The organism is Hwanghaeella sp. LZ110 (assembly GCF_048892525.1).
GTDB lineage: Bacteria > Pseudomonadota > Alphaproteobacteria > UBA8366 > Aestuariispiraceae > Pacificispira.
Window position 1 is genome coordinate 288,151 of sequence record NZ_JBLZHT010000004.1, and the last position, 12,260, is coordinate 300,410.

13 protein-coding genes are annotated in these 12,260 nt (G+C 53.8%); 10 read left to right on the top strand and 3 right to left on the bottom strand.

Annotation, left to right across the window (positions count from 1 at the left end; genetic code table 11):
- Positions 1 to 71: 71 nt before the first annotated feature.
- The 3 genes from ACOSDM_RS10085 to ACOSDM_RS10095 all read right to left on the bottom strand — a co-directional run bounded on the left by ACOSDM_RS10085 (position 72) and on the right by ACOSDM_RS10095 (position 1,500).
- A complete protein-coding gene (locus ACOSDM_RS10085) occupies positions 72 to 539 on the bottom strand; it encodes an SRPBCC family protein (protein ID WP_420724382.1) in 468 nt (155 codons plus the stop codon).
- Positions 536 to 877, bottom strand: coding sequence for an ArsR/SmtB family transcription factor (locus tag ACOSDM_RS10090; protein ID WP_420724383.1), 342 nt, complete (start codon positions 875 to 877; stop codon positions 536 to 538). Before ACOSDM_RS10090 ends, ACOSDM_RS10085 begins: the two co-directional genes overlap by 4 nt.
- A gap of 179 nt (positions 878 to 1,056) precedes the next feature.
- Positions 1,057 to 1,500 carry a flagellar biosynthesis repressor FlbT gene (locus ACOSDM_RS10095; protein ID WP_420724384.1) on the bottom strand — a complete coding sequence of 148 codons (444 nt, stop codon included), beginning with the start codon at positions 1,498 to 1,500 and terminating at the stop codon, positions 1,057 to 1,059.
- A gap of 218 nt (positions 1,501 to 1,718) precedes the next feature.
- Here ACOSDM_RS10095 and ACOSDM_RS10100 point away from each other — a divergent pair, with 218 nt between their 5' ends.
- From ACOSDM_RS10100 to ACOSDM_RS10145, 10 genes are all read left to right on the top strand, one after another.
- The gene (locus tag ACOSDM_RS10100; RefSeq protein ID WP_420724385.1) at positions 1,719 to 2,144 is read left to right on the top strand and encodes a hypothetical protein; all 426 of its coding nucleotides are present in this window, start codon (positions 1,719 to 1,721) and stop codon (positions 2,142 to 2,144) included.
- Between the two features lie 309 nt (positions 2,145 to 2,453).
- Positions 2,454 to 3,989 carry a flagellar hook-length control protein FliK gene (locus ACOSDM_RS10105; protein ID WP_420724386.1) on the top strand — a complete coding sequence of 512 codons (1,536 nt, stop codon included), beginning with the start codon at positions 2,454 to 2,456 and terminating at the stop codon, positions 3,987 to 3,989.
- Positions 3,990 to 4,065: 76 nt separating this feature from the next.
- Positions 4,066 to 4,752 (top strand): flagellar hook assembly protein FlgD, encoded by a 687-nt coding sequence (locus ACOSDM_RS10110; RefSeq protein WP_420724387.1) that lies wholly within the window; start codon positions 4,066 to 4,068, stop codon positions 4,750 to 4,752.
- Positions 4,753 to 4,819: 67 nt separating this feature from the next.
- On the top strand, positions 4,820 to 6,289 hold the full coding sequence (locus ACOSDM_RS10115) for a flagellar hook protein FlgE (protein WP_420724388.1): 1,470 nt from the start codon (positions 4,820 to 4,822) through the stop codon (positions 6,287 to 6,289).
- Positions 6,290 to 6,480: 191 nt separating this feature from the next.
- Positions 6,481 to 6,735 carry a DUF1153 domain-containing protein gene (locus tag ACOSDM_RS10120; protein ID WP_420724389.1) on the top strand — a complete coding sequence of 85 codons (255 nt, stop codon included), beginning with the start codon at positions 6,481 to 6,483 and terminating at the stop codon, positions 6,733 to 6,735.
- A gap of 570 nt (positions 6,736 to 7,305) precedes the next feature.
- Positions 7,306 to 8,937, top strand: a complete 1,632-nt coding sequence (gene fliF, locus ACOSDM_RS10125; protein ID WP_420724390.1) for a flagellar basal-body MS-ring/collar protein FliF — start codon at positions 7,306 to 7,308, stop codon at positions 8,935 to 8,937.
- 183 nt (positions 8,938 to 9,120) lie between these two features.
- Complete coding sequence (gene fliG, locus ACOSDM_RS10130; protein ID WP_420724391.1) at positions 9,121 to 10,137, top strand: flagellar motor switch protein FliG; 1,017 nt, start codon at positions 9,121 to 9,123, stop codon at positions 10,135 to 10,137.
- A 28-nt stretch (positions 10,138 to 10,165) separates the two neighbouring features.
- Positions 10,166 to 10,978 carry a hypothetical protein gene (locus tag ACOSDM_RS10135; RefSeq protein ID WP_420724392.1) on the top strand — a complete coding sequence of 271 codons (813 nt, stop codon included), beginning with the start codon at positions 10,166 to 10,168 and terminating at the stop codon, positions 10,976 to 10,978.
- Between the two features lie 83 nt (positions 10,979 to 11,061).
- Positions 11,062 to 11,406 (top strand): flagellar motor switch protein FliN, encoded by a 345-nt coding sequence (gene fliN, locus ACOSDM_RS10140; RefSeq protein ID WP_420724607.1) that lies wholly within the window; start codon positions 11,062 to 11,064, stop codon positions 11,404 to 11,406.
- Between the two features lie 17 nt (positions 11,407 to 11,423).
- The gene (locus ACOSDM_RS10145; RefSeq protein ID WP_420724393.1) at positions 11,424 to 12,260 is read left to right on the top strand and encodes a motility protein A; all 837 of its coding nucleotides are present in this window, start codon (positions 11,424 to 11,426) and stop codon (positions 12,258 to 12,260) included.

The window sequence follows — 12,260 nt, forward strand, 5'->3', positions numbered from 1 at the left end:
CCCCTTGCGGCGGCCGACGCTAACAACTGCAATTCAAACAAACCATAGTTTGATAGCGCCGTGCCACCATCTTACCCGAGGCGGTTCGCGTATTCTTCAAGTTGGGCTGCGACCGTCCCCCATCCCTCGAAGAACCCCATTTCTTCATGCGTATGGCGGGCTTCCGGCGAGCGATGCCAAACTGTCGCTGTGTAGGTTGTTCCGCCCTTGTCGTCGTCTTCGAATTCAATAATGGCGGTCATGAATGGATCAGCCGCAGGTTTCCATCCTTCGCTGTACGTATCTGTGAACACCAGACGCCGACCATCCACGATCTCAAGAAATACTCCTTCGTTGGGTATTTGATTACCATCGATATTCATGACGGTATTGAACCTGCCCCCCACCCGCAGCTCAATCTCACAGCTATCAATAGAATGTGGTTTGGGCATGAAGAAATGTTTGATGTGTTCCGGTGTCGTCCAGCATTCCCATAGCAAAGAACGAGGGGCATTGAGCCTGCGGGTAAATGTAAGGTCGGTATTTGGGTCGAGATTCATGTGTTTGGTTCTTTCATCAAGGTGTTGATGTAATTATCAAAACCATCAAGACGCGCTTCCCATACAGCGCTTTGCTCGCTCAACCAGTTTTTTGCTGGTGTAAAAGCGGTCGGGGACAATTCGCATGTCCTGGTGCGTCCTTGCTTTCTGGTCGTTACTAAACCCGCCGCTTCAAGTTTTCTCAGATGTTCCATAAAGGACGGCAACGCCATGTCATGCGGTTTGGCAAGTTCGCTGACACTTGCCTCCCCTTGGGCAAGACGCTGCAGGATCATACGTCTTGTTGGGTCACCAAGAGCCGAGAAGCAGAGGTCTAGATTTGATTCATAGTTAGCCATATCCCTAAGTAACATTACGAAACTGGGATTGTCAACAAAACTTAGGGATATCCCTCACTATGCAATAACTGGGTATTAATTGAAATGCGGTCCGTTACAACGCAAACGCCGACAACGCCGTTCACCGAAGCCTTAAATCGACTTTATGCCTGTAAAAAATCTGTCTAGCTGACGCGGTATCAGGCGTCCTGGTCTTCATCGTAAAATTCAGATTCCTCTTCAAGGCCTGGCCAAAGACCAAGACTTTTGAAGCGTTCTGTTTCGTGCTCGATCAAGGAATGTGACGCCCGCAACGCGTTGTACAGACGCCCTGCACCGATCTCCGTTTGAATTTTTGTAATAATATCTGCACTGCTGGGCGCAGCGGAGCTGTATTGATTGAGCAACTCCTGCGCCATTTGTTGATAGCGTGGACGCTCATCTTCAAACATATAAGCACATTGCAGAGCATAATAGACCCGACGCGCCGGACTTTGCGCGTCGGCCTCACTCATCACTTCCTTGCGGCGCAAGATGTCGGCGTGATTGTGCAGGATGATCGTTGTCGCCTCCCCCGCATTTTCAAGGACGGCCCCATTTATAATGATACGTTCTTTCGATGGTAGTTTAATGCGCAGGGGCATGACCGGTTCCTCTAATAACATCTGCAGCGGGACTAGACCTGACTATAAGCCGTGTCGCCCACAACGCCAACCCGTGCGGCGAATCGACACCTCTTGCAATTTTGCACAAAATCAGCCATATTATGCACTATGGATTAGAGTTTTTAGGAACTTTTGCCGGTTTTTGAATGCTCTAAGGACCATAAGAACGATAGCAGAAGCTGTCGAGGAGGTTTAAAATGGAAATCAACGTTACACCCCCTGTGCCGCTGTCGCAGAATAGCCAGACTCAGCAGGCACCAAACGCAACCACACAAGCCGGGGCCACCACCACGGTTCAGAACGTGCCAGATAATGTCGTCACCGCGACGACTGATTCTGCGCAACCCAATACCCGTGAGGATGATGCCCTGCGTCGTCAGGAACGCTCCGTTCGGGAACAGGGTGTCTCTGCTCTGCCAGAACTGCAGATTCAGGGCCTGAAGACTCGTGTGGGTATTGATGCGGAAACCGATGTGGTTTTCCTGGAAGTTTTGTTGCCCAACACGGAAGAAGTGTTGCGCCGCATTCCATCGGAAAACCTGATTGAATTTCTGCAGTCTCAGGTAGACCGTATCAGCACTCGCGGGGACTCGGCGTCTCGCGCCTTTGATACCTCAATCTGACGCACCGAATTATTCGGCGTAGGACGTTTCAATAACAGACAGCGCTTGTTTCGGGGCGCTGAAAGGTGCCCTGTATCCAGGGCATTTTTGCTTTTTGGGGATGGGCGATGATGCCGACTGCCCCACGGCAGAAGATTCCCGCTTGCACTAAATCTGCTCGGATGAAACTGCCCACATGGACGCTTCGATGCTCCCCCTCATTCTGTTCCGACGTTAAAAATCATATATAATTCATATGTTTAAGCATGCCATTTGAAACTGGCCCGGAGATTGCTGTTAACCAGGCAGGAATGACCCCGGAGACACATTATGTCCGTAAACACTGTGAACGACAAAACCCAAGACCTGTTTGGCGCGACGGACACCAGCCGCTCGCAACAGGATCGCGCGAACACCGCAGACAAGGAGACTGCGCCTTCTGCCGAAGCGCGATTTGCCCAGATTCTGAAGGGTCGCCTTGAAACCAATGTCAGTTTCACCCGTGCGGACCAACAGCTTAAAATGCCGGAAAAGGCTAGCGCCGACAAGAACCCGACACCGATATACAATCGCCGCGACGACCGTGCGCGCGACCAATCCATTGACGATGCGCCCCGGGATGATCGGGACCAGGATGATCGCACAACGCCAGTCGCCCACGCCCCAGTGGAGCCGTCCCAGCGGCGTGATTTACAGAATGGACCCGCGGATCGCAGTTCCGTCGCGCAGACTGGCACAGGCGCTAACGAGAACACCGCCCCGGCTTCTTCTGAAAAAGGCACCACACAGGCGGGCGACGGGAAAGCCAATTCAGCCGCCACGCAATCCAACGGTTCAGCAAAAGAAGCGCAACAGGCTGCTGCAGCCCAGGTTGCGAAGGGAGAAAGCGTCTCCCCCGAGATTCTGGAGCAGGCTAAGAAGACCGTCCAGAATTCGGGACCAAAAATGACGGCAACGGTTACGGATGACGCGGCACAGATTTCGTCGCAACCACAAAACACCCTATCAGCAAAGGCCGCAGTGGCCGCCGACACCGCAGCCAAAAAGGGCGATGCCGCCGCCTTGTCTCAGGCCGAGGCGGAAGGCGATGCCACAGCAGAGGCAGACTCTGCGGTCAATAATATCTTTAACCGGGTTAAAGGCGACTCCAAGAAGGCAAATGCGCAAGGCGCAAATGCCGCGCAAAATGGCGCGGATCCTTCGAAGGTTGGAGCGGCCGCACAACAGGCCGCCGCCGCTGCTAATCCGACCGTTAATACACAACAGGTCGCGACCAGTATGGGCACACAAGCTTCCAGCCTGACCGGATCAACGCAAAGCGGCACCACCGTCGACGCCGCCACTGGTACGACAGCCAGCCTGGGCGCGAATAACAGCATTCAACAGCGCGGTACGCCCGCCCCCACAGCCAACGCCTCACGCCCGCCGCCCGTTCCTGCACATGTCGTGGCAGATCAAGTGGCTGTAAATATCAGTCGTGGTTTGGCCCAGGGCAATGATCGCATCACCATACAGTTGCGTCCGGCTGAATTAGGGCGCGTCGAGGTCAAAATGGAAATGACCCATGAAGGCAAGATGACTGCGATTGTTTCAGCAGAACGTCCGGAAACTCTGGATATGCTGCGCCAGGATGCGCGCACCCTTCTGCAATCATTAAACAATGCCGGTCTTCAGGCAGACCAGAACAGTCTGAGCTTCACGCTTCAGAATCAAAATTCGGGCAATGGATCACAGCAGAACCATGCCCAGGGGAATAATGTGTCAGGCCAAACCGCAGATGGATTGGATGACTTGATCAATACAGGTTTCATTTTTGAACAAACCGGTGGTTTCGATGGAGATGGGCGACTGGATGTTAAAATCTAAGCGCCCAATTCCGGATAGAACCATGCCCGATGTGGCGGACATATCCGTTGCGACATCGGCATAAGGAGAGCAAACCATGGCCAATGATATCAATTCGTTGTTATCGACGCAGACCAATGTGCCAACGCAATCCCAGAAGCAAACGGAGGCGTTGAACAGTCTTGCAAATAACTTCGACAATTTCCTGACCATTCTGACGACCCAGTTGCAGAATCAGGACCCCTTGTCCCCTATGGACACGACCGAATTTACCAATCAGCTGGTCATGTTTGCGGATGTCGAACAATCCGTGCGGCAAAGCGGTCAATTGGAAGACCTGATCACCCTGAACCGTCAGAACGAGGCTACGGCCGCCGTCGGTTACATTGGGCAGGAAATCAAGGCTGACTATAACGAAGTCAACTTCCAGGGTGATCCCGTTACCCTGTCCTATGCCCTTCCTGAAGAAGCGAAGCGCGCGACAATGGAAATTTATAATGGCGCGGGGGAACTGGTGCGACTGGTTCAGAACATGCCAACCACATATGGGGATCATGACGTCTCATGGGACGGTACAGATCAGAACGGCAACCCCGTCCCGCCCGGGGCATACAGCTTCCAGGTTGGCGCCGTGACGGAAGACGATGAACCAATTGATCCAACTTACAAAACCGGCGGAACCGTAACAGGTGTCGAATTTGACGGCGGGACAACAACGCTGTTGATGGGCCCTGTCAAAATTCCGCTGAGTAAAGTGCTTCGTGTTGAGGATCCAACGGCCTAGCAATGGCCCCGCGCAGTATCAGGATATGATCCCAGATTGCGCCTTTGAGGAAAAGAGGAGTTAGGCAATGAGTATTTTCGGTGGTCTGCGCTCAGGCGTGTCGGGCTTGTTCGCCCAAAGCCAATCCATGGCGATGATTTCAGATAATATCGCCAATGTGAATACCGTTGGCTATAAGGTGAACCGCGCCCGGTTTTCGACTCTGGTTACGACGCAAGGGTCTGAATCAGCCTTTGCTTCTGGGGGTGTTCAGTCCAGTGTGGGTCGGGAAATCAATGCTCAAGGTCTGCTGGCCGCCTCAACGGCATCGACGGATATCGCGATTTCCGGAAACGGCTTTTTTGCTGTGACCGATGGGCTGACCTTCAACACGACAACCGGTGTTTACGAGCCCACCGGTGACATTTTCTATACACGGGCTGGGGAATTTCGCGCTGACAAAGACGGAAACCTTGTCAATACTGCCGGGTTCTATCTGATGGGCTTTCCGCGCAATGCAACGGATACCGGTTTTGATGTGACAAACGTGCTCAGCGCCATGAATGGCGTCAATGTGGCGGGTCAATCCGCAGCACCAGTCTCGACATCCTCTGTATCGCTCAGCGCGAACTTGCAGGACGCGACGGCGACCGGCGGAACCTATGATACCTCCGTCCAGATTTTCGACCGCAAGGGGGCGGAACGGACCCTGACCCTGACATTCACGAAGTCAGGCGCAGCTGCAAATACCTGGACCATCACCGGTGCGACCAGCGCCGGCACATCCCTGGTTGATATCGACGCCAACGATGATGGCACAATCACAATCGATGATGGGACACCCGCTGCAAGCGGTGGTACTGCCGGCGATGGCATTCTCTCCGATGGGGATGAAGAAACTGACAGCGTCGCCGATACAGCCTTGATTGCGAACGGCGCCGTGCTGGGCACGATTACCTTCAATCCGAACGGTACCTTGGCCTCGGTCGGATCGAACCTTGCCGGGGGGGATATCACTGCGGCAGGGAATTCGGCGCTGGGTGTCCTGGATCTGGTAATAGATTATGACGGCAATGGTGCCACCTCTGAGGACCGTGAAACAATCGCAATCGACTTCGGGACAATTGGCGGCACGAATGGTGTGACACAGTTTGACGGTACCAGCGTGCTGAATGATGTGGATCAGAATGGGAAGCAATTTGGCTCCCTCTCTTCTGTCTCAGTCAACGAGTTGGGTGTCGTAACAGCCCTGTTCGATAATGGCGAATCCCGCCAGTTGTTCCAGGTTCCGCTGGTCACCTTTAACAATGCCGATGGCCTGAAACCGGTATCGGGGAACGTCTACAGCCAGACCGACAATTCGGGTCAGGCCGTGGTCAAAGTTGCCAATACGGGCGGGGCTGGGTTGATTGCCCCCTCCTCCCTGGAACAATCCACCGTCGATCTGGCTGACGAGTTCACAAAACTGATCGTAACCCAGCGCGCCTTTGCGGCGAATACAAGGGTTATCACCACTGCAGATGAGATGTTGGACGAACTTATCAGAGCCAAACGCTAACTCTGTAAACTCATTGAATTCAATTACTTGGGCGCGTCCTCTGGGCGCGCCCATTATTTTTTGGGATTTTACTTGCGAATTTCATAAAATTTTATATAAATTTGTTTCTAATTGCTGGTCTTCACAAAACCATAATCGACCGGCAGCGGACGCAACGTCCCATAAATTCTTTAACTGGAGCAACGGCCCGGATGACAGGACAGCAAAGCAAGATAGAGCACAGAGAGCCCAAGCAGGATAACGCCCTGCCCCCGGCAGATACCGAACGATGGGTGATCTCACGAAAAGCACAGGTTGTCAGAGCGATTGATACGGGCGTCCTGACCGAAGACGAAGCCTGCAAACGCTATGACCTGACCAGGGAAGAGTTGAATGGATGGCGTATCCTGATTTCCCAGCATGGTGTTCGGGGTCTACGCGTCACACGCTTGCGCCAGTATCGATAAGTTAAAAGCGAATCGTAAACACTTGAAAAGACTCACACACTGCAGAAACGCGTCGTGACGAGTTCTTGCAATGCGTTACTGAATGCTGCGAATTACATTGTATTTTCTTCAATATGTTGTGTTTTTATCATTGCGCTGGTGCGAATATCGGCTATCTTTGCCGAGAGATAGGCAAAATTTGCCGCGCGAATTCCTAATTTTACTTTGGGCAAGAATGCTTGAAGATATGCTTACAAACTATCGAATCGATGAGTCGTTGTAAGTAATTCGCCAGGAAGCAGAATCGAGTCGTACTGGTGTGAATTTTGCGGGAGTTGCATTTTTTACGAAAGTTACGAGGCAGAATGCCTTTTTTGACGAGCCAGACTGGTTGTCCTCCGCGAGGGACGCCATGCGTGTTAAGAAGGATCTGGCAGATCATGGCGCAGAAGCGCTCAGGCGCCCGGTAAGTGCGTAATCTGTTGCAGTGACGTTGAGTACCAAGTGTGATCTGACACAAGGGGATCCGACAAGAGAATTGGCCAATAGGGCGTGTTCTCGCTGGCGGTCGGAAATACGAGGAGCGGTTTTGTGGGCAATCTAATTGATCTGATTCGGAGTTTCGGGATGGCGCGCCTGACGGCGGGCGTTGCTGGCACGGCCGTCATGCTGGGCCTGTTAATTTTCCTGCTGATCTCTGGCACGAAACCGGAAATGGCCCTGCTCTATTCAAACCTGGATCCCCAGGCCACCAACCAGATCGCGGATCAACTTGCCAGCCGCCAGATCGATTTCAGCATGTCGACGGATCAATCCCAAATTTCCGTGCCGCGTGATCAGGTTGGCCCCTTGCGGTTGGAATTTGCCCAGCAAGGCCTCAGCGGCACAGTCCCCGGTTATGATATCTTTGACCGGGATCAAAGTCTCGGCCAATCCAGCTTTACTCAGGAAATCAACAAGCTGCGCGCAATGGAAGGGGAGTTATCCCGCACCATTGCCTCCATCGATAATGTCCGTGGCGCCCGCGTGCATATCGTGCTGCCGCGGCGGGAACTGTTTACCCGTGAACCGATGGAAGCAACAGCATCCGTTGTCATTAAAATGCAGGGCGCCAATCGGCTTGATCGGTCCCAGACATCCGCCATTCAGCAATTGATCTCCACCGCTGTGCCGAACCTGGATCCAAACCGTATCACGATCGTCGATGATCGCGGTACCCTGCTGCATGGCGGCGGTGACAAGGGTGATGGCACGCTGAATCCTGATAATGTTGCGGATATGCGGTCCGGCTTTGAGGGTCGCCTTTCCGGCAAGGTCACTGAGATGTTAGAACGGGTCGTCGGCGTGGGCAAAGCCCGCGTGGAAGTATCCGCGGAAATGGATTTCTCGCAGGAAACGTCCAGCATTCAGTCCTATGACCCCGAACAGCAGGTTCTAGTGTCATCGCGAGAGATTGAAGATACGTCATCGTCTCAGGAAGCCAATCAGGATACCGTGACTGTTGGGAACAATCTGCCGGATGCAGGTGCCCTGGATGGTGGCGCGGTGGGCAATACCGAAACGAGCGCCCGCACCGATTCAATCCAGAATTTCCAGACCGGCAACACCAAGACAGAGCGCATTGTGCCCCCGGGACGCGTGGATCGCCTCTCTGTCGCCGTTGTTGTGGATGGTATCCGCCAGCCGGATGGCACCTATGAGCCGCGCAGCGAGGACGAGATGAATGTCCTGCGGGAACTGGTCGAGTCCGCCGCAGGCGTGAACTTGTCGCGCGGGGATCAGGTGACGATCCACAATCTGCGCTTCGAAGATGTTCCGGTCTATACGCTGGATGAAGAAGAAATGTTCGGTCTGCCCAAGAGCCGGATCTGGTCACTGGTTCAAACCGGTGTCATCGGGCTTGTGGTTCTGCTGATCGCGTTGATCATTGTCCGACCGCTGATTACCAAGCTGTTTGATATGCAGCACCAGACCGCCGCCGGTCGCGCGGGTGACTCCCCCACCATGCTGACCGATCAAAGCGGCAATGCGATTGCAACAGCCGGTGGTCAGGGCATGATGCCGCAAGAAGGTACGGAAGAATTCGAACATATGATTGATATCGCCAATATTGAAGGGCGCGTGAAGGCGTCTTCGCTTAAGAAAATTGGCGAAATTATCGAAAAGCATCCCGAAGAAGCTGTATCGATCCTGCGCACATGGATGTATCAAGGATCTGATTAAGCCGCGTGCCGGTACCGTCTTGCCTTCTGGAATGCTTGATTGGACACGGCATGTAGGTTTCTCATGTTGGTTTATGCGGACTCGCTTTATAAAGGGGATGACTGATATACGGGAAGTCGCATCGGCTGGACGCAGCGATGATGATTCCTGGGGCGCAACAGAGAACTTGGTACGACCAGCACCATGAGAATACGCGACGATTATAGGGGCCTGACCGGGCCAGACAAAGCCGCGATGATGATCCTCGCCATTGGTGAAGAAAACGCGGTGAAGCTCTTTACCTATATGGATGACGAGGAGATCAAGGAAATCTCTTCTTCAATGGCCAATCTGGGCACAATCAGCTCAAATCTGGTGGAGCGGCTTTTCTCGGAATTCGCCGAACAGATTTCGTCTACAGGATCACTGGTCGGGTCTTATGAATCTACAGAGCGCTTGCTCAGCAAGGCCCTGGATCCTGACAAAGTATCCCAGATCATGGAAGAAATCCGGGGTCCTGCCGGGCGCACCATGTGGGACAAGCTGGCAAATGTGAACGAAGTCGTGCTGGCCAACTATCTGAAGAACGAATACCCCCAGACCGTTGCGGTTGTTTTGTCCAAGATCAAGTCCGACCATGCCAGTCGTGTACTGGGTGCCCTGCCGGAAAGTTTCGCGATGGAAGTCATCATGCGGATGCTGCGCATGGAAGCCGTACAGAAGGAAGTGCTGGACGATGTGGAGCGCACATTGCGGAACGAATTCATGACCAACCTGGCGCGCACGGCCCGGCGTGACAGCCATGAAATGATGGCGGAAATCTTCAATGCCCTGGATCGGAATACTGAAAACCGCTTCATGACCTTGCTGGAAGAACGCAATCGCGACAGTGCCGAGAAGATCAAGTCCCTGATGTTCACCTTCGAGGATCTGCAAAAACTGGATCCGGGCGGTGTTCAAACGCTGTTGCGCAATGTCGATAAGGACAAACTGGGCACAGCCTTGAAGGGCTCGTCAGAGCAGATCAAGGAACTGTTCTTCTCGAACATGTCCGAGCGCGCGGCGAAAATTCTGCGTGAAGATATGAATGCCCTTGGACCTGTCCGATTGAAGGATGTGGATGAAGCGCAGATGGAAATGGTCAATCTGGCCAAAGACCTTGCCGCGAAAGGAGAGATCATTATCTCCGAAGGTGGCGCTGAAGATGAGTTGATTTACTAATGTCGGTGCAGGGTGAGGCCCAATTGTGATGGCGAAAGTGGCGAAAACAGAGGAAATGAAACCGTTCATGTTTGAGCGGTCTTTCGATGAATTCGACCAGGAAAAGAAAAAGCCGGCCGCCAATGCCGAGCCCGCGCCGGAGGATATCCCGGAGCCGGAACCAGAAATCAGCTTCAGCGAAGAGGAAATGAACGCCCAGAAGCAACAATCCTATATGGATGGTCATGCGGACGGGTTTCGCGAGGGCCATGCCGAAGCGATGGATACGCTGGAGCGGCAATTGAATGACCTGTTGGAGCGACTGGCCCCGATGGTGTCCAAACTTGGCGAAGAACAGCGCAAGGCAAATGAGCGGGCACAGGCCAATATGGCACGCATGGTGCAGGAATTGATGAACAAGTTGATGCCGATCTATGTCAAAAACCACGGCGCAGAGGAAGCAATGGCCGTGGTTACGGAATGTTTGGCCGAGCTTCAGGATCCCGGGCGGCTGTCAATTCACCTGTCTGAGGAAACGGCGGACCTGTTGGGAGATCGCCTGAACAAAGCTGCGGAGCGGGCCGGATTTCAGGGTGTGATCCGCTTGCGCCCAGAAGAAGATATGGGGGCTTCTGATGTGCGGGTTGATTGGGGTGCTGGCGGGGCAGAACGACGCTATGAAACGATCAAGGCTGATGTCGATGCCGCAATTGAGCGCGCCGTGACACGCACATTGGAATCAATAGAAGCCGACAGTGAGACGGAAACGCCGCCTGCGATGGACGATGACAACACTACAGACGACCAGGGCGCACTGGAAACCGATGCGCCGGATGCAGGCGATGTACAAGATAAGGAGTAAATTTTATGGCCGATGATACTGACGACGATACCCCAACGACCGACGCGGCAAGTGGCGACGCGCCAGAAAAGAAATCCGGGTCCATGGCGGATTTTGATCTACAGGAATTGGGAGAAGGCGCGGGCGAGGAAGATTATCTGGACGCACGTGCGGCCGAACTGATGGCCCCAACCGGTGCGCGCGACCTGGAAGCGGTTTATGAAATTCCAGTACAGGTCGCCGCCGTTCTGGGCAAGGCATCCATGCAGGTCAGCCAATTGTTGAAGCTGGGACGCGGGGCGGTCGTTGAACTGGATCGCAAGGTCGGCGAAGCAATTGATATCTACGTCAACAATCGCCTTGTGGCGCGGGGCGAAGTGGTGCTTGTGGATGACAAACTTGGTGTCACCATGACGGAAATCATCAAATCCGATAAATCACCGAACTGATTGGATACACGGCGGGAATGGCAACCGATACCCAACCGGGCTCTGGCGGAGACCGCCCCCTCACCCAACCTTCCACGCGGGGGTCGGTGGATATTGCGACAATTTTTGGGATTATTGGCGCGGCGATCCTTATTGGGGCGGCGATTGTGCTGGGCGGCAGTCCAGGATCCTTTGTCGACTGGCCCTCAATCCTGATTGTCATTGGGGGAACCTTTGGGGTCGTTACCGCCTGTTTTTCGATACTGGATATGATGGCCCTGTTCCCGACATTGGGCCGGACCGTCTTTCGCAGTGGCCTGAATGCGGGAGAGGCTGCGATGCAGCTGCTGCAATTGGCCCAGATCGCGCGGTATCGCGGAGTTCTAGCCATTCAGAACTACATGCCTGCCGTTGAAGACCGCGAAATGCTGCGCGCTGGCCTTGCCATGGTCATCGATGGCACGCCGGGGGAGGATGTAGAGCGGATCATGCGCCGCGAAGTTCAGGCAATTGCGCAACGCCAGACACGTTCTGTATCGATCCTGAAAAAGGCTGCAGAGATCGCGCCCGCTATGGGATTGATTGGAACCCTAGTTGGTCTGGTACAAATGCTGGCCAATCTGGATGATCCAAATTCCATAGGACCCTCCATGGCTGTGGCGCTGTTGACCACCTTTTACGGGGCGCTGTTGGCAAATGTGGTGTTCACGCCGCTTGCGTCCAAGATGGAACGAAATGCGACGGAGGATATGTTACTCAATCAGCTTTATGTCATGGCGGCGTCGTCTATCGGTCGTCAGGAAAACCCGCGCCGCCTGGAAATGCTGTTCAACACCGTACTGCCCCCGTCCGAACGGGTGGATTACTTCGGATAA

Coding starts and splice junctions, on each gene's coding strand:
- ACOSDM_RS10110 (WP_420724387.1), top strand. CDS start 4,066: ATGGCCAATGATATCAATTCGTTGTTATCGACGCAGACCAATGTGCCA.
- ACOSDM_RS10085 (WP_420724382.1), bottom strand. CDS start 539: ATGAATCTCGACCCAAATACCGACCTTACATTTACCCGCAGGCTCAAT.
- ACOSDM_RS10115 (WP_420724388.1), top strand. CDS start 4,820: ATGAGTATTTTCGGTGGTCTGCGCTCAGGCGTGTCGGGCTTGTTCGCC.
- ACOSDM_RS10145 (WP_420724393.1), top strand. CDS start 11,424: ATGGCAACCGATACCCAACCGGGCTCTGGCGGAGACCGCCCCCTCACC.
- ACOSDM_RS10100 (WP_420724385.1), top strand. CDS start 1,719: ATGGAAATCAACGTTACACCCCCTGTGCCGCTGTCGCAGAATAGCCAG.
- fliN (WP_420724607.1), top strand. CDS start 11,062: ATGGCGGATTTTGATCTACAGGAATTGGGAGAAGGCGCGGGCGAGGAA.
- ACOSDM_RS10135 (WP_420724392.1), top strand. CDS start 10,166: ATGGCGAAAGTGGCGAAAACAGAGGAAATGAAACCGTTCATGTTTGAG.
- ACOSDM_RS10120 (WP_420724389.1), top strand. CDS start 6,481: ATGACAGGACAGCAAAGCAAGATAGAGCACAGAGAGCCCAAGCAGGAT.
- ACOSDM_RS10095 (WP_420724384.1), bottom strand. CDS start 1,500: ATGCCCCTGCGCATTAAACTACCATCGAAAGAACGTATCATTATAAAT.
- ACOSDM_RS10090 (WP_420724383.1), bottom strand. CDS start 877: ATGGCTAACTATGAATCAAATCTAGACCTCTGCTTCTCGGCTCTTGGT.
- fliG (WP_420724391.1), top strand. CDS start 9,121: ATGAGAATACGCGACGATTATAGGGGCCTGACCGGGCCAGACAAAGCC.
- ACOSDM_RS10105 (WP_420724386.1), top strand. CDS start 2,454: ATGTCCGTAAACACTGTGAACGACAAAACCCAAGACCTGTTTGGCGCG.